General features: G+C 38.1%; 21 protein-coding genes and 1 pseudogene. 2 read left to right on the top strand and 20 right to left on the bottom strand.

The annotated features are described in order from the left end of the window. Positions 1-54: 54 nt before the first annotated feature. Entirely contained in the window at positions 55-435 is a 381-nt protein-coding gene (locus EDD68_RS11545) for a hypothetical protein (protein ID WP_132372445.1), read from the bottom strand. Between the two features lie 65 nt (positions 436-500). Beyond that, positions 501-989: a GNAT family N-acetyltransferase gene (locus EDD68_RS11540; RefSeq protein ID WP_132372444.1), complete on the bottom strand. Its 489-nt coding sequence runs from the start codon at positions 987-989 to the stop codon at positions 501-503. A 153-nt stretch (positions 990-1,142) separates the two neighbouring features. Here EDD68_RS11540 and EDD68_RS11535 point away from each other — a divergent pair, with 153 nt between their 5' ends. Then, positions 1,143-1,475: a hypothetical protein gene (locus EDD68_RS11535; RefSeq protein ID WP_132372443.1), complete on the top strand. Its 333-nt coding sequence runs from the start codon at positions 1,143-1,145 to the stop codon at positions 1,473-1,475. A gap of 17 nt (positions 1,476-1,492) precedes the next feature. On the opposite strand, the gene EDD68_RS11530 is transcribed toward EDD68_RS11535, so the two are convergent. From EDD68_RS11530 to EDD68_RS11480, 11 genes are all read right to left on the bottom strand, one after another. After that, on the bottom strand, positions 1,493-1,840 hold the full coding sequence (locus tag EDD68_RS11530) for a hypothetical protein (protein WP_132372442.1): 348 nt from the start codon (positions 1,838-1,840) through the stop codon (positions 1,493-1,495). Between the two features lie 54 nt (positions 1,841-1,894). Continuing rightward, on the bottom strand, positions 1,895-2,326 hold the full coding sequence (locus tag EDD68_RS11525; RefSeq protein ID WP_132372441.1) for an ArsI/CadI family heavy metal resistance metalloenzyme: 432 nt from the start codon (positions 2,324-2,326) through the stop codon (positions 1,895-1,897). Between the two features lie 56 nt (positions 2,327-2,382). Further along, positions 2,383-2,748, bottom strand: coding sequence for an ArsR/SmtB family transcription factor (locus EDD68_RS11520; protein WP_279388260.1), 366 nt, complete (start codon positions 2,746-2,748; stop codon positions 2,383-2,385). 265 nt (positions 2,749-3,013) lie between these two features. Further along, the gene (locus EDD68_RS11515) at positions 3,014-3,556 is read right to left on the bottom strand and encodes a hypothetical protein (protein ID WP_132372440.1); all 543 of its coding nucleotides are present in this window, start codon (positions 3,554-3,556) and stop codon (positions 3,014-3,016) included. 89 nt (positions 3,557-3,645) lie between these two features. Then, entirely contained in the window at positions 3,646-4,200 is a 555-nt protein-coding gene (locus tag EDD68_RS15720) for a stage II sporulation protein M (RefSeq protein WP_132372439.1), read from the bottom strand. Next, entirely contained in the window at positions 4,157-4,837 is a 681-nt protein-coding gene (locus EDD68_RS11505) for an ABC transporter ATP-binding protein (protein WP_132372438.1), read from the bottom strand. Before EDD68_RS11505 ends, EDD68_RS15720 begins: the two co-directional genes overlap by 44 nt. A 6-nt stretch (positions 4,838-4,843) precedes the next feature. Further along, positions 4,844-5,473 carry a hypothetical protein gene (locus EDD68_RS15435; RefSeq protein WP_132372437.1) on the bottom strand — a complete coding sequence of 210 codons (630 nt, stop codon included), beginning with the start codon at positions 5,471-5,473 and terminating at the stop codon, positions 4,844-4,846. Positions 5,474-6,541: 1,068 nt separating this feature from the next. After that, complete coding sequence (locus EDD68_RS11495; protein WP_132372436.1) at positions 6,542-6,844, bottom strand: hypothetical protein; 303 nt, start codon at positions 6,842-6,844, stop codon at positions 6,542-6,544. A gap of 990 nt (positions 6,845-7,834) precedes the next feature. Continuing rightward, positions 7,835-8,230 carry a hypothetical protein gene (locus tag EDD68_RS11490; RefSeq protein ID WP_132372435.1) on the bottom strand — a complete coding sequence of 132 codons (396 nt, stop codon included), beginning with the start codon at positions 8,228-8,230 and terminating at the stop codon, positions 7,835-7,837. Next, a complete protein-coding gene (locus EDD68_RS11485) occupies positions 8,223-8,432 on the bottom strand; it encodes a helix-turn-helix transcriptional regulator (RefSeq protein WP_132372434.1) in 210 nt (69 codons plus the stop codon). Before EDD68_RS11485 ends, EDD68_RS11490 begins: the two co-directional genes overlap by 8 nt. 119 nt (positions 8,433-8,551) lie before the next feature. Further along, complete coding sequence (locus EDD68_RS11480) at positions 8,552-9,058, bottom strand: DUF1648 domain-containing protein (protein ID WP_132372433.1); 507 nt, start codon at positions 9,056-9,058, stop codon at positions 8,552-8,554. Between the two features lie 530 nt (positions 9,059-9,588). Between EDD68_RS11480 and katG the strand changes: the two genes are divergently transcribed. Beyond that, positions 9,589-11,772, top strand: coding sequence for a catalase/peroxidase HPI (gene katG / locus EDD68_RS11475; RefSeq protein ID WP_132372432.1), 2,184 nt, complete (start codon positions 9,589-9,591; stop codon positions 11,770-11,772). A gap of 482 nt (positions 11,773-12,254) precedes the next feature. Here the strand turns inward: katG and EDD68_RS11470 are convergent, their stop codons facing one another. The 7 genes and pseudogenes from EDD68_RS11470 to EDD68_RS11435 all read right to left on the bottom strand — a co-directional run bounded on the left by EDD68_RS11470 (position 12,255) and on the right by EDD68_RS11435 (position 17,120). Beyond that, positions 12,255-13,007: an alpha/beta hydrolase gene (locus EDD68_RS11470; protein ID WP_243646853.1), complete on the bottom strand. Its 753-nt coding sequence runs from the start codon at positions 13,005-13,007 to the stop codon at positions 12,255-12,257. A gap of 851 nt (positions 13,008-13,858) precedes the next feature. Beyond that, complete coding sequence (locus EDD68_RS11460; protein ID WP_132372431.1) at positions 13,859-14,065, bottom strand: hypothetical protein; 207 nt, start codon at positions 14,063-14,065, stop codon at positions 13,859-13,861. A 228-nt stretch (positions 14,066-14,293) separates the two neighbouring features. Then, positions 14,294-14,512, bottom strand: coding sequence for a hypothetical protein (locus EDD68_RS11455; protein ID WP_132372430.1), 219 nt, complete (start codon positions 14,510-14,512; stop codon positions 14,294-14,296). A gap of 280 nt (positions 14,513-14,792) precedes the next feature. Continuing rightward, complete coding sequence (locus EDD68_RS11450) at positions 14,793-15,425, bottom strand: hypothetical protein (protein WP_243646852.1); 633 nt, start codon at positions 15,423-15,425, stop codon at positions 14,793-14,795. 51 nt (positions 15,426-15,476) lie between these two features. After that, on the bottom strand, positions 15,477-15,698 hold the full coding sequence (locus EDD68_RS11445) for a helix-turn-helix domain-containing protein (RefSeq protein WP_132372429.1): 222 nt from the start codon (positions 15,696-15,698) through the stop codon (positions 15,477-15,479). A 10-nt stretch (positions 15,699-15,708) separates the two neighbouring features. Continuing rightward, a pseudogene (locus EDD68_RS11440) lies at positions 15,709-16,183 on the bottom strand (DUF2975 domain-containing protein). Between the two features lie 400 nt (positions 16,184-16,583). Next, positions 16,584-17,120, bottom strand: coding sequence for a hypothetical protein (locus EDD68_RS11435; protein ID WP_132372428.1), 537 nt, complete (start codon positions 17,118-17,120; stop codon positions 16,584-16,586). Positions 17,121-17,523 lie beyond the last annotated feature (403 nt).

The raw sequence follows: 17,523 nt of genomic DNA, 5'->3' as shown, positions 1-17,523 counted from the left end.
TTTTTCAATCGAAAAATATTCATCATGTGCATATATTTGTTAATCGCCCCATGATTAAAAATCAGGCAGCTCAAGTCTGACCGCATAAAACTCATCCTCTTGAAAATCCCAGTAACGGCCTTTCACCTTTACGTTCATCAAGTCAATAAAATACCCTATTTCCAAAAGAACTTCTTCTTGATGTTTGAAAAGAAGTTTGTCATCTGGCATGCGAAAGTCTAAATTGGCAGTTGATGCGGTATTTGCCGAATTCAGTTCTTTTACGAGCTTTTCAATAAATGGTTTATCGTCGATGACCCCTTTCAGTTGTTCGCTTTCCCAGTCATAGATCTCAATATAGGTAACGGGTTTAGAAACATTGAGATGGTTTTCCTGACATCCTATAACCGTCAAACATAGCAACACCCATACGAAAGTGATTCTTATTTTCGCCATCCAATCCCTCCGAAAAGCGGTTCTGAGATTCCACCAGAGCAGACTCCTCTTTCAATTTGCTTGATTCAAATGTTACATGACAAAATATATTGTTCACCGATCGTTCCAATTTTTCTTCGTCCTGTATCCACAAATCCGGCCCGTTTATACAACTGCTGGGCAGGGATATTTTTATGGTTGACAGCTAAAACCACTTCATTGCATTCGGGAAAATGTTGTCTTACAAAACCCCGCATAAGCACCATTCCACTTTTTCCATAGCCTTTTCCCTGACTGGTGGCATCGATGGACAGTGAGGCAAGCAATAAAGCGCGCGGGTTGTCTGTATACGCCTTCACCCGATCCCCCGAGTGAAGTACGAAAAAACCGACCGGGTTCTTCCCTTGAAGAATAACGACTGGATGCTGATTTTTGTCCCGCACCGCTTCCTGAATGAGGTGACTTGGAAGTGAAGTGAATCGCGCCTCTTCCTCGGGCAAATGAAAACGGTATAAAACTTCATCGTACTCAGGTCGATAGAAATCCAGTCTTACATCGTTCACTGGCTGACACATATGCTCACACTCCAAAACATTCAGTTTTAAAGTTTGCTGGTTGTTACCGATATTTGAGATATAAACCATAAAGAGAAAGAGTGATCGTTTATGCGAAAAATCGAAGTAAAATAAATAGGGTCAACATCCGCTTTCAAAGTTACGATTTACGCCATGAGCATCCCGTTTGCACTTATTTTTTCAGTGGGGATCATTATGGCCCTGATCGGTCTTGCAACGGGAGATTACACCGTGATTGTTGCGGGATTTCCTTTTATCATCATGCCTGTTTTGGGGATTTTTGTTTACGGTCTACTCGGAAAGTTAGGTGCTATCATTTACAATAACAAAAATTTGGCGGGCTGGAACTGGAATTTGACGATATGCATGAAAATTAACCCGCGGTTGTTTAGTAGTATGGTAGATGTAAGAAATCATCTAAAACGTTCCTATTCTGCACTTTATAAATGTCCTTCTCTGTTTAACAGGAAGGACATTTATATGTAAATTGCGGTAAACTCCCCTCAGCTATCCTCTTCCGGCAATTTTTCCTGTACAAGCAAGATCAGTGTCGCAAACGGACCAAGAAGGAGAGAAATAAAAAACCAGTTGAGCCCAGACCTGTTTTTCCCCTGTGCGAGCCCGGCATTAATCAGTGCAAGCGTTCCCCATCCAACGTAATACTCATTGTTTTCCATGCCATGATCACCATCCGTTTTTATATTTCTCCAACACTCTGGTTTTTTCTCATATACGACTCTGCAGATGTTCTGATGACTCCAGTTCATATCATGTTTCATTTTATCACATGAACCAGATGAAACCATCACGTGTGCATGTTCTACTGGATGTATGTTCCCGATAGCATTCATCTGCTTGCATTAAAAGACACCGGAAAGTTTTGTCCTTCCGGTGTCTCTGAGTCTCTACGAACAGCACGATACAGAAACCGCAGAGGGGTTGCAGCAACTGGATTCGTTCTTGCCATGGGACTCTATATCCTGTCTGGTATAGAAAAATTCCCACTCATTCCCGTCAGGATCCGTTATCCAGAATTTATCCTGGTTCGCGTAACAACAATTTGTATCCATTTCATCCTCAATTTCTAGACCTTCATTCCGGATTCTCTCCCGCTGCACGCTTAACTCATCCATCGATGAGACCTGAAATCCAAAGTGTCCTACCTGATTTCCTGTCACTTTATTTTTTAAATTTAATGTGACATTCACTCCCGGGTGATCCAATAAAAATTTCGCATAATCAGCTTTCACTTTGACTGGCTCGACCCCAAACACTTTCCGGTAAAACTGAATGGACTGTTCTAAATTGGTTACGTTTAACCCCATATGGATTTTCATGAAACCACTCCTTTATTAATTTCTATATCAAAAAAGTTTGATGAATAAGAGAAAAATTACGGCATCCGGCAGCAGCTGCTGTCTGATGCCTTTTCATTAGCCGGCCGAGTGCGAAATAAACAGCAAAGCTCTTCGGATAACAGATGATTCACTTCTGAATGATTGAGCGAATAATAGCTCCATGTCCCTTTTGTTTCCTTTTTGATCAGTTCAGCTTCCAGCAAAATTTTTAAATGATACGATAACTTAGACTGGAGCATGCCCATTTTTTCGACTAATTCACACACACAAACAGATCCGTTCTGAGTTAGCTCATGAAGAATCTGCAATCTCTTTTGATCTGCGACAGCCTTATATTTCTTTTCATATTTTTGAAATACTTCTTCCATGGAGACATCTTTCAACGTATGTTCCATTTCCATTCCGCTCACACCCTACATCAAAAATTTTTGATTAATTGCTTTTAGTATATAAGAACAAATCATATCATGCAAGGATAAAATCAAATTAATTTGATGAATTGTTTTGCCAGTGATACTCAAGAGTGATCAAGCTAATGTTTAGTCATACTTAACGAAATAACAGAATCTGTTTATACCTATGAATGAAAACTGACAGGAAAACATCGCTTCCTGTCATGGGTTTATGATTTAAACTTTCTGTGATAGATGACTTAGTTTAATTAGGTTATATTATAGAATAACTTATGCTTGTGAATAATATTATCATTCCAACTGTACCTATAAAAGCAAAATTGATGTTTTTTTTAAGTTGTTCGTAACTCTTATGGCAGTTTCGCCACCATCCTAACAAAAAGAAAAATGTATATGTAATAGAATGAATATTATATTGAATAACCATTTTCAAATCAAAAGGGAGAATAATCCAAAAAGTTATAACTTGCCCTATTAAAATCACATAATATGGTTTAATACCATTTTGAAAGAGACTCCTAAATTTAAGACTTGAATTATTCACCATAATAAATAGCCATAATAATAATGTTAAAAAACCTAAAACCAAAACTGGTTGAAAAAATGAAAATAATGTACCCAATATAATTCCTATCCAATAGGATAATTTGATAATTTTTTGGGAATCCTCAAATTCATTAAAAGTATTTATCATTTCTTGTTGAATTTCATTATCAACATTTAAAGATGCAATAAGAGAAATAATTGCAGATAAAAAGCAGATGACTAGCAGATGAACTTTATAACTGTTTTTCAATATTACCACCTCTGAAATAGTAAACTTTTCAAATATAATGCTTTGTTAACCTTACCAATAATTTAACCAGGACCATCGATATGACAATTTTACTTATAATGGGTAATTACAAAATATTCTATAATTCCTGAGATAAACAATAACAAAATGTGGAATGTGTAGTAGATTAGGAATTTCCTTGCTGTCCCCGTTTTTATTTGAAAATCATGTTTCCATATTGTTTTTATGATTGACCAAGGAATTAAAATTGATAATGCATAGCCGATAGACAGTCCTACTATCTCAAAAGGTCCATGAAATATGAATAGAGCAATAAAATGTAGCGGTTCAAGAAAGGGCATATTAGAAAAGAAAAAATACCCGAAATATAGACCATTAAAAAATACGATAAATGAGGATATTAGGCCCACACTAAATATACCAGTTATGATGATTACTAATGCTACTTTGAGATTATATAGAAAAACATCCATGAAAGAGGAAATATCTGTAATATTTTCACTTAAGTCGTAACTTTCAGGTAAAAACATTAAACTCAAAAAAAAACCTATAAAAAACAACAAAAAATATATTAGTATTAAATTTTTTATCTTTATTATTTTATTTAATGTATTCACTAAATAAAGCCTCCAGTTTTTTCTCATTTAAATTTTGACCTTCAGCTTCGTATTTAATTTCACCTCTGTCCAACAACAAAATACGATCACAAATATCAGATGCAAAGGATAATATGTGAGTTGAGATAATAATTGTTTTCCCCCGATCTTTTAATTCATTTAATTTTTTTTTCATTGATATTAAATTAGTTGGATCTAGACCAGTAAATGGTTCATCTAATAACAATATCTCTGGATCATGAAGTATTGTTAATAAAAACCCTAGCTTCTGCTTCATTCCTCTGGATAAGTCTTTAATCTTATAATCTTTTTTATCCAACAACCTATATTCTTTTAGTAGTTGATCTGATACATCGGAAGATATCGATAGATTTTGCATTAAGGAAAAGTAATGAATAACTTCTTTGACTGTTAGATACTCATAAAAGAATGGATCATCCTCCAGATATCCAATGAGTTTTTGATCAAAATTTTTTTTATTATTTATGACAATTTCTCCTCGTGTAGGTTCAACCAGTCCAGCAATAATTTCTAAAAAAGTCGTTTTCCCAGCTCCATTTCTTCCAATAATTCCAACTATTTCTGCGCTAGAAATAGTTACATTAACCTGGTTTAACGCATATATGTTGTCGTATTGCTTTGTAATATTTCTTATTTTTAACATAACTTTCTACTCCCTTAACAGTCGAAATGAAAAGAAATTTTTATGAATGGTTTTTTTCCAGAGAGACCGATTAATCATTAAAAGAAAGATAATTAAAATAATTTGTGTAATTATAACAAGAATTGAAAAATAACCATCAGCTAATACCCCAGCAATTCCTATCAATAAAATACCACCTAGAACAACCGCCAATAATATTTTGCTAAGTGTAGAAGGGATTTCATAAAAAAAGTTCCACTTAAAGTTAGGAAATGCTATTGTAGACGTAACAATTGAAATTGAGATCAAAACATACGAAAAGAACACTATAATCATACTAAGTAGACTAAATGGTTTTTTTAAAAATAGCAGTGTCAATGTTAAATAAATACCAAACAAAATCAGATTAAAAATTAAAGATATAATTTCTTTGACTACAATTTTATTTAAAATAAATACGTCGTTATTTTTTTTTAGTTGCATCATTTTCCCATCCAAATCAAAGCTTACAAAAGGTTGGATCATATAACTCGTTATAATTCCTGGTAACATGACCAGCGGGTAAGCTAATGCTGAGTTTTTATAATTTGTAAAATCATTGTTATTTTCAATAATAAAGATCATAACACCAAATAATCCCATAGATAATGCTACCATGAGCAAAATTACTCCTATGCTTACTGGTGGATTTCTTATCAATAACAATAACTCATATTTAACTTTACTATTACTGATTACACTTTTATGATCTAAACCACGTCTCTTAAAAAGAACTGTTGATTTATGAGAGTCATATATTTGTTGAATGGAGGTTCTATGAAGGTGGCGAAAAGGCAATCGAATCAGCCATAAAATTATAAGATATAATGTAAGAGCAAGGATGTTATACAAGATAGGGTGTTGGAGATATTGAGTGCTAAAAATATGAAATTTATAATTTAAATAGAGAAAAAAGGAAACAGATCCTAATAAAAAATAATTAAATATACTTAAAACATAAACTTTATAGAACAAAGATAAAAAAAGTATAAAATATATACGCATGCAATAACCGATCATGAGAAGCATGATAAAGGATATCATTTCTAGTGATATAACCGTTATTGGTATATCATGATTAACAATTCTTAACATAAAAAATGACAACAGAAACATAAATATAAATGTGATACGGGTGTAATATTTACTTAAATCTTTTGCAATAATATACTCAAACAATGAAAATTTTAAGTTATGTAACTGCTTCATATCCTCGGAATATTTGACTCGATATACTGCTTTATCTATGTCCAATAGGATTACAATTATTGGTATTAAAAGAAACAAACCACTGTGAAATTTTAAGACAGGATACAAAATCATCCCGAACGCTACAGGAATAACAATAGCATTTACAATTAGAAAAAAAACACTAAGATTTCTTTTCTTTTTTCCTTCCAACTGTTGTATTAAATTTTTAGCAGACAAAATCATATAGATTATAAGTTTTTTCATATTGAAGCGCCTTTCGTTTAATGTAATTTTAGTTTTTTGTAAAGATAAAAGTGAAGTCTTAAAATCTACTTGAATTAATATCTGAATATATATTTATTTACCACAAACGATCGATTTAAGATTTCATAAGAATAATCAAGGAATAATATGATTAGGAAAGCGAGCACGATATTAAGGAGGAATTATTCACATCCAAATCCAATCATGCTCGCTTTATCTATTGTGTTTATTTTACCATGCAATTGCATATCTAACGCCATAACGCCTTGCATAACTAACTACTAATGATGCAATTGCAGCAAGCCCAAAAGTTCCTAGAATGGCTGCTACAGCACTTGCGGTTGCGATTCCATTTAACACCCAAGTTATTGAAGTGATAGCCCAATTCGGCAACCATGGATACGTAGCAGTTAACTCCACCAGCGGCATTGTAGAAGAAGTCCCTAAAAATACTAAAATCACTGTAATAGATAATGTAATAGTTAGTAGAGATATGATAGAAATAACTCTAGAATGAACAGATGTATTAACCATACCTCTCACCCCCTCCCATAAAAGGAATATTTTACATTATACTACCTTAATTATACATTTTTACCCGGGTTATCCAATAGTAACTTTTTACTATTTTACAAAATAATGAGTGCTGTATCTGTAATTACTAATTAAAATGGACAACTTCGCTAAATAATAATGAACACTTTTCCACTTAACAATACGGGGGCTAAAAGAGGATCACTTGTTTATGACCTTCTCCTCTGAACACTCAATCAAACTCTGTTACTGATATAATTTGAGTTGCTAGCTATCTCACAGTAATGGAGTGAAAAGGGTGGAATAGTGGAACATGTATATGCCAATTTATCAGTTGAAGCAACAAGAATTCCGTGTCCGACAGATCGCTCGAAAGTTATGAATATCCAGGACTACCGTTTATAAATAATCCCAGGTGGAGATGAGTGAATGGATGGCCTCTACGAAAACGAGAAAGCAGAAGATGGACTCCTATGAAATGGTAATCCAAACCTGGTTGAGTGAACATCCGGATTTGGCCTCTCAAATTTAGGAATTACGTATGGAGGATTCGTTAATTTTGGTTAGCGAACATCCGGAGACTTAATCTTAACGAATGATGTTCAAGCCTACCGACAGGAAAGAAAACTTCAGCATTACATGTGTCGGAAGTCCGACAAAGAAAGTAAGGGGGAAATTGAAATTGTCGTAAATTTATTCATCAAAAACAACATACTGAGCTGGCGATGGTGTTCTTGGGGGAAATCCATCGACGATATATCCGTTACATACGGGGTCATCACAGAGTGGTTTTTAAAGCCATTCAATCCACAGAAATGGATAGGCTCTAACACGAAAGTGTTGATCGGAATCTATATCGTATATCCTACTATACCTTACCATGAAGTGAGGCTTTTTTTCCCACGCCAAAAGCTTTCCGGAACCCCTGGCATAGCCAGGGGTTTTCTAAAACATGAAACTGACAGGAAAACATCGCTTTCTGTCATGGGTTTATGATTTAAACTTTCTGGAATAGATCAGCTCTGTTATGGGAAGGATCACAAACGATAGGCTAACGACAAGCAGCAATGGGTAATTTTGAATATCGTTCAGATTGGTTACCCCTTCTGAGATAAATAAAATAAGTGCTGCCAGGATCATCAGCAGAAAATAACCGATTTTGGCGCTCTGGGTTTCAATGTGCCTGTCTAATTCATCCTTTTCTCCTCCCCCTTCATGATCGCCCCATTTCACCCAATTCAAAAAGTAGGATACAGCCAGACTGCTTGCAAATATCCCTCCCCCTTCAACGATTCCATATCTCACATATTTGTAGATCGTGAATCCTGCGATCACGGCAAACGCAAGAAAGGCAATCACAGCAATCATGTTTCTTGTTCTACTCATTCTGTCTCCCTCCCTCTGGTAGAAATAACTCCTCCATCTTGACCCCTAACTGTCTGGCAAGATCAAATGCTAGTTTTAAACTGGGGTCGTATTTGTCATTTTCGATGGCATTAATGGTTTGCCTGCTCACCTGGCATAATTCGGCCAGTTTTCCCTGGGAAAGCTCATTTTTTTCTCTGAATTCTTTGATTCTGTTTTTCATGCCTACGTCTCACCACCACAGCTTGTAAAAAACCCTTTACAGTTCAAAAATAAACCATTTTTTAATAGGTGTCAAACAAGTTTGACAGATAGATTTGCCATATAGTATAAAACAGATGTTCATTGAATGTTTCTTTGTCTGATTAAGGCAAGTATAATTGGGATGCCTGTTCCCATAATGGTAATGGGCAAAAACCATATTCCGAACCCAATTTCCTTCCCCAGGGCAATGAAAATCGATTCCATTAAAACGAGTGAAAATAGGATTAAGCAAACATTTTTCAATTGATTCATGAGTTTTCGACTTAACAGATAAAACTGTTTGGCATTGGATTCATTCAGTCGCTTTGGATAGTTATGAACCTCTGGAAACTTTTCCAGTATTTGCATCAGAAGGGCAATGAATGCCCCCGAACCCGGCAAAACCAGAAGCTCCCACTTCGATCCCCAGCGGTCCACTTCACCCAGCGCATTATAATGTCCGGGCACCTCGTCGGGAAGTCTATTCCAGACCAGGATGAGGAACAGAATCGACCCCACATATATGGAGTAGCCGATGATATCCCCTATCCATTCACTTTTTGTCTTTGGCAGCTGTAGTTTCGGACGTTTCCAGCTTTCAGTCATACCCACGCACCACCTTAATATCTTTCTTAATGACCATGTCGTATTTGCTCCTTGCCTGGACATAAACATAACATTGAACAGTTTTGGAACGTTGTGGATGACATTTTGATTTTCACCCAGGAATCCGTTCGGAATGCTAAGCCCATGTTCTGAAAAAAATCTCTTGCCATATCATTCATTTTATCGACAAAATTCATCTAATTGAGAATTTGGTTCCCTCTATATTCAATCGAATTCGATATGATTTACGGCTGGAATGCCAAAAAAGTTTCCATATGGTAATCATATTTAACCGCTGTCATCAGGCTATCCCTGGGCTTTTTTCTTCCTTTGAAACTATACACCGCCTTCCAAAAAAAAGATTTTCTTTAAAAACATTAAAAAATTAAACTATTTTTCTTTTAATTTCAGTGATATTTTATTATAATTTTAACATAAGAATAATTATTGAATTTCGGTCCGTCGTTTCTATGGCGGCTGGAATTCATCATAATCTACTTAAACGAAATGAGAAAAAGGAGGAAAAATGTATGGATTCCACAAACAATACGAACACGGGTAAATGCCCGTTCCACCACGGCAGTGTTACCACTCACACATCAAGTGCTACAACAAATAAAGACTGGTGGCCAAATCAGTTAAACTTAAATATTTTAAGGCAGCATGACACCAAATCGAACCCGATGGGAGAAGACTTCGATTACAAAAAAGAATTTGAAAAACTCGACTATGCGGCGCTTAAGAAGGATCTTCACGACCTGATGACGAACAGTCAGGACTGGTGGCCTGCTGATTATGGACATTATGGTCCGCTGTTTATCCGGATGTCCTGGCATGCGGCCGGTACGTATCGTACAGGTGACGGCCGCGGGGGTGGCGGAACTGGCTCACAGCGTTTTGCTCCGCTGAACAGCTGGCCGGATAACGTCAATCTGGATAAAGCCCGCCGGCTGCTATGGCCGATTAAGCAGAAATATGGAAACAAAATCTCCTGGGCTGACCTGCTCGTTCTGGCCGGTAATGTAGCAATTGAATCCATGGGCGGTAAAACTATTGGTTTTGGTGCCGGGCGCGAAGACATCTGGCACCCTGAGGAAGATATTTACTGGGGAAAAGAAAAAGAATGGCTGGATGATAACCGTTATTCCGGTGAGCGTGAGCTTGAGAATCCACTTGCAGCTGTTCAGATGGGTCTCATCTATGTAAACCCTGAAGGCCCCGACGGGAAACCAGACCCACTTAAAGCGGCTCACGACATCCGTGAAACCTTCCGCCGCATGGGCATGAACGATGAAGAAACCGTTGCCCTAATTGCAGGAGGCCATACATTCGGTAAGGCACACGGTGCCGGTGATGCTGAACATGTTGGCCCGGATCCAGAAGCTGCCCCTATCGAAGAACAGGGCCTGGGCTGGAAGAGTTCATATGGTTCCGGAAAAGGACGTGACACCATCACCAGTGGGCTGGAAGGGGCCTGGACTCCTACTCCAACAAAATGGGATAATAGTTACTTTGAAATGTTATTTAAATATGAATGGTGGCTTACGAAAAGTCCTGCCGGCGCCTATCAGTGGATGGCTGTGGACCCGGATGAGAAACATCTTGCACCAGATGCAGAGGATTCATCCGTTAAAGTGCCAACCATTATGTTTACCACCGATATCGCACTGAAGGAAGACCCTGAATTTGAAAAAATTTCACGCCGATTCTATGAGAATCCGGATGAATTTACCGATGCCTTTGCTCGCGCATGGTTCAAGCTGCTGCATCGCGACATGGGACCAAAATACAGATACCTGGGCCCTGAAGTTCCAGAAGAAGATTTTATCTGGCAAGATCCAGTTCCATCTGTTGATTATGAATTGACAGACGCTGAAATAGAAGACCTAAAAGCCAAAATTCTGGATACAGGACTGACCATCAGCGAACTGGTGAAAACGGCCTGGGCGGCTGCCAGCACGTACCGCTGCTCTGACCATCGCGGCGGCGCGAATGGTGGACGAATCCGTCTTGCTCCACAGAAAGATTGGGAGGCAAATGAGCCGGAAAAACTGGAAAAAGTACTTGCTGTGTACGAAGAACTGCAAAGCCATCTGGAAAAGAAAGTCAGCATTGCTGATCTGATCGTCCTGGGCGGCAGTGCGGCAGTCGAAAAAGCTGCCAGAGATGCCGGCTTTGATGTAACGGTTCCATTTGCTCCCGGACGCGGTGATGCCACACAAGAACAGACGGATGTTGAAAACTTTGAAGTGCTCGAGCCGATTGCCGATGGGTTCCGCAACTACCAGAAGAAGGAGTATAGTGTAAGTCCAGAAGAACTTCTCGTCGACAAAGCACACTTGCTTGGTCTAACTCCTCCGGAAATGACTGTTCTGATTGGCGGCCTTCGTGTGCTGGGCGCTAATTACGGTGACACCAAACATGGCGTATTCACCGATCGTGTCGGCACACTCACGAACGACTTCTTTGTAAACCTGCTTGACATGGGAGTTGAGTGGAAGCCTGCAGACGGAGGAATTTATGAAGGACGAGACCGCAAGACAGGCGAGGTCGTATATACCGCTACCCGAGTTGACCTCGTATTTGGTTCAAACTCCGAACTGCGTGCCCTGGCGGAAGTGTATGCTCAAGATGACAACCAGGAGAAATTTGTCCGCGACTTTATCAATGCCTGGGTAAAGGTGATGAATGCTGATCGGTTTGATCTGAAATAAACCTGCTGCGGTTATTACAATATCATAGAGACATTTTCCAGAAGGCCATCACCATTGATATCATCCACAAGCACCTTATGAGAATGCCTGATCTCAGCTCATTCCTTATAGTAGGATACGGGTTTGAGTCACCAGCACTCATAAGGTGCTTTTTTCTTATACGAAGAAATTTTACTGAGGGAACATCTCTGATCTTGACGGAAATCAGTCATTGACAAATTGGAGCCCAATCCAGATATACGTTTTCCGTTTTATGAAGGACACTTTCCTTGCGTTTCTGGCTCCTTTTGTCCCTCACCGTCCTTATGAAGAACATTTCCCTGTGTATCTACCCGTTTTTTGTCCATTAAGTATAGAAAAAAGCAACGCCGGTGTTGTCCAAACTTCTGCGTTAATATTTGTACACCCTTTATAGGACTGAAGAACCCATTACTCGATTCTCATCCATCACCCTTCTCGAATGAAACATCTTTATTCCATTTTTAAGAAGTCACGTGCTCAACCTCAGCCGGTTTTTCAGCTAGAAAGCTTTCCACTGTCTTGAGCAACTCATCCTGGTCCTCGCCCTGACAGATATGATGAGAAGAATGAGGAAGAAAGACAAGTGTTTTTTCACTTGCCGGAATCGTGTTATACAAATAGTTCGCGCTTTTGACAGGCACAACTCCATCCCGCTCTCCCTGGACAATAAGAGTAGGTATATGAATGTGCTGGAATGATGGTTTTAATTCCCTGACTAATTTTTGAAACTCAACCGTCGCACGAAACGGTGTCTCCTGCATTTTTTTCCGATAATGCTTAAACAGAGTATTGTGTTTCAGTTCACCTTTTAAGAAATCGGCAGCCATTTTTTTCAGATCCTTAAGCATCTGTTTAGGATTGATATAATAAACCGCTGTACTTAGCAATACCAGCTTTGTCACCGGGTATTTCGTAGTCAGATGCCCGGCGATCACTCCGCCCATGGAAAATCCAACCAGATACACCGTGTCACAGGACTTCACAAGAAGTTTTAATTCCTCTTCTGCGGCCGCAACCCAGCTCTGATAACGAATCCCTTTTAACGTCTCCGTTTCACCGTGTCCAGGTAAAGTTACCGTGCGAATCTCCCAGTCTGCTCTCCGCTTCAGATGATCGGCCAGCGGTTCAATTTCATCAGGGGCTCCAGTAAATCCATGAATAAACAAACAGCCAATCACAAGCATCACCTGCATATTCCATAAGTTGTCGTTCATGATGAAAGCAAGTCAAAAAATGACAGCCTCACGGACGCTGTTTCACTTATAGATTGGGAAAAATTCCGGATTTCATACCCCTATTTTTCATTTGAATGTGAAAAGCCGATAAAAAGACATACAAAATAAAACCCACGTGAATCCTTCTCAGTTCTGCAAAAAAAATGCCGAATAACACACGTGGAATGAACTGAACGAATCACGGTCGTTGCTGGAATAAATCTGGCGTTTGTTGAACCTTTTTGATCGATACCTGAGCTTCTTTCATATGTCTCAAGCAAAATTTCGATCACTGCCAGCCAATATCAGCCGCTGAGCCTTCGCAGTAGCATTTTGGTCATCACGAAAAAATGTTCAGTGCGGAAATTTCACAAATGGAACACTCGATGAATCTTAATAATCGAAACGCAGATATTATAAGATATTGGAAAATAGAGTTTTATGGGGTAGGATGGATGGAAGTGTTTCAATTATTAATCGAATATGCTTTTAAGGAAGATGAATGAACACTGCTTTATTTTGCATTCTTAATTTTCCATAAAAACAGCGTAATGGCATTTAAGAAGATGGTAACGGTGAGAAGAACGCCGCCGGCAAATTGCCGCAGCACTTCTTGTGTCCGTAAGAGCTGACCAGTCCTCCATTTTTACCAGATATAATCCATATAAAACCTGAAAATATAATGAAATAACGCAAGCACTTATGCTCAAAACAGTCAATAGTCAGAGTCTCAGGTTCACGGTCCTTATAAAACAGAAGACTGATAACGGGGAGAATGCAGGCAATGAACCCAGGTACAAGACTTCCTAAGTTCAGCCAACCCATGATATCGAACCTTCTTTCCACCCATGCTATGAATCATGTTTATCTTTCTTTTTGAAGAAATATTTATCAAAAATCCACCAGAATATCGCATATAATAACGAAACGGCAAGTATATCCATCCATACCTGTTCGATCGGATCACGCATGATGATATAATACCAGAGTACTTGAGCAATCAGCATGAAAATAAAATGAAGGAGATAGGTTTTGATTTGTTCAAATGCAGAAGCCATATTTAATGCCTCCTTTCACATTTTCATTTTTATGAACTCACCATATATCCATACCTTAGCAGAGGAAGGGACGGTTCAGCAAAAACGATCCTCATTCGCAAATCGTTCTATTTACTCAACCTGCCGTCTATTTTTAAGCCGTTTGGGATCAATGTCATTCGCTGAATCGAGTTCAACTTTTATCGTTACTCCCTCAAAATCGTCAATAAGATATCCTGCTATGGTCAATTATTTTAAATATATTTGCAATGACACTTGATCACCGGCATAAGACCATACCGTGCTTTCTATTTTCAGGTTTGCACTGAACTTTTCAATCCAGATCTGTTTTGCATGCAATAACGCCATAACTTGAGCTGTATTAAGGGTTACTTCTTCCGTTTCCTCATTTTTTTGAAAGACAAAAACTACATTGACGGAATCACTCTGATTAACTGCGACACTCACCAGAATTCCCTCCTTTTTCTTTGTTAAGATGAACTACGGTGAGCATTAGGAAAATGTTTCGTTTTTTACTGGATCATTCCCCTCCATAATATAAAAATGCGTGCTTGAAGTCATTCTTTTCATTCCCAGGCCTCCTAGAAGGGCTTACACATCCCCATATTCCAAATAAGGTCCTGGATATCCCGTAAACGTTTAAAAGAAGAAGGTTGAACTTCATTTGATCAATTCAATTCATTTTTTCTGGATAATCTAACTCTCTTAGGGCTACGATCTAGTAAAATTACAATTGCATTTTCTTTAAAATGAGCTGAAAGGAGTGCATAAACACGTGCTCAAACCCTGCTGCAGGCTTAGACAGCATTTCCTGATCCAATAGTGGATAGTCATACAATCTTCCCTCATAAACGATCTCAAAACGCGGGTGCTCTTTAAAGTCATTGGGAGTGATAAGGGCGGAAGGACGATCCCATAAATTCAGGCCACTTGTTTCAAAAACATCTGCAACAAATTGAGAGCAAAAGTATTTGTTTCGCTGGTAAACCGGATGGTGAACAGCTACACCAAAGAGCCCCAATAAATTATATGAATACAGATCTTTATTCTGATTAAATCCCTGGATAACATTTCGAATTCGAATGTATTCCTTTGATGACACATTGATCTTTAATAAAAGGCACCTTGTGTTAGAAAAGTATCGGTAGGTACCGTAATAGATATCCTCTCTGATAAAGCCAGCAGCCAGAGGATTTCTCGGATATTTTCGTCCAAAGCTATAGATTTCATTGAGTTTTTTGTCTAAAACAATGGAAGCATGATTGTAAGGCGCATGTGTAAACCATTTAATCATTTTCGTAAATAGTGTACCTGTGTCAGTTAATAATACATAAACCGACCTTATTTTACGATCTTGCATTGGCATCTCTTTCCTTTCCCATTACAAGCGGCTATTCGGTCCTTTCTATTATTATACTTGAACTTCTTCATCACTTCGATATTCTAAAATATCTCCAGGCTGACAGTCTAATGCCTCGCAAATTGCCTCTAAAGTTGAAAATCGAATTGCTTTTGCCTTGCCATTTTTCAGGATCGAAAGGTTCGATATCGTGATTCCCACCTTTTCGGAAAGTTCGGTCACACTCATTTTCCTTTTGGCCAGCATCACATCAATATGGACTATAATTGGCATGTGAACCACCTCAAATCGTTAAATCGTGTTCTGATTTGATATCGATCGCCTTTATTAACAGCTTTTTAAGAACAGTAGCAAAAAAGGCAATCACCATGCAGCCAAATATAATGATTTTTCCTATCAGAATTATCCCCGGAGCATCGCTACCTCTCCCATGAGATATATGAGTGGCATAAAAACGACATATAATGTCCCTATAGCAATAGCACAGATTTGGATATTATTTTAAAGCCTTCACAGACCATTCCGAAAACGCCTCATTCTTGTCTATAAAGCTTAACAGCTTTAACGTCTTGGTACAATGCTATGAAAAATACCGCGGCTGTTACATACAGTCCGATTAAAAACGGGTATTGTAAAAAAGCTAATGCAGGTACTAATTCCACAAAGTACTCCGTTATCTCAGGTAATACAAATATACATAAAGCAAGAACAGGAAGTTCCAAAAGAACAACTGCGAACTTTAAAAAAGGAGATTTCACCTTTCATCACAAACACCTCACCCGTTTGTAACTTGTGAAAAGATTATAATATACCGTTTATTGTTTTACAATAAATGATTATTTAAATACGGTAAATGTTTATTACGCTTTGCCATTCTTTAAAGTGGAGCGGTCAAAAACAGGAAAAGGGATTGGTTGAGGAGGAATACAAACAGTGTGTGTTTTAGCAACACTTGTCCCATTTATGGGCTATACTACCCAGCTGCTCCTTGAACGTTTCTGTATGTATGAGGAGATGCCCCAGGTCCAGTGGGGCCACTGCGGCAGATGTTCTGAAATAATATTTGATTGAGATATTGCTAGAGAAAAATGACAAGTGTATTTGAACTTGCGGCCGATCAGCAACAAAACTTGTATTCATGTATACCTTTGTAATCCGTCATTCTTTTTTTCGGGGCCAAATGAAATATGAAATCGTTATGATGAGGTCAATACCCAACACAAGTGTCCAGAGTAATAAAACTCGCGAGAATGCCTCGGTTCGGGAAGAATCATTTATGAAGAAAATTAGCCCTGCCAATATACCAGAACCTATTAAATATGAAAGAAGGTGTCTTCCCCACCCTTTTAAATAGTGTTTTGCAAATTCCATTCCATACCGTTTTATCGGCTTTGAACCTTCTTTTGTTACATAGTAGCGAAATCTTTCGTCAGCCCATTTAATCATGCTTTTTCCAAAGCCAATCGAAATTCCAATATAAACTGCAGCAATTGCATGTGCAGTTGTTGCGGTAGCCCCCCAATACAGATCCAGGCCAGTAATAACCAATAAAATTAAATCAATTACAGGGGTTAAGGCTAAGAAAAACAATCCCAGTTTATCTTTTTTTCGTACATATCTTGTGAATAAGCCCAATGCAATTACGATCCAAAATCCTATTTCACAGGCAACGATCATCCAGGCAATGAAATTCAAAAAGACACCTCAAATCTTATTGGAATACAATGAATTAATCATGGTCTTTATAGATGAAAATAACTTTTTTACTGTGGCGTCGTTATTTTGTGCTGATTACTGATCAGATAGAGAGAAGGATGTTTGCCGCCGAGCATCTACGCTACATGATCGGCTGGCCATGTTTTCGGTATTCAGGAAAATAAGGGTTCGTTGAAAATGCTGTCATACCCGATACTCCATATAAAACGGTTAACCTACCTTCGTCTCTTGACGAAATGGCGAAGTTTTTTATTAGGCTTTACATTTATTGCATGTTTTGAATAATTTGGCTCTCCCCAATGAAGTGTGTTGAAAATTGAAAAATGCAGAATCTTCCTCTATCGTTAATAGTAACCAACCAATACCGATAGAGAGGAAGTTC

The organism is Melghiribacillus thermohalophilus, from assembly GCF_004342905.1.
Lineage (GTDB): Bacteria > Bacillota > Bacilli > Bacillales > Alkalibacillaceae > Melghiribacillus > Melghiribacillus thermohalophilus.
This window is presented reverse-complemented; position numbering and strand designations above follow the sequence as displayed.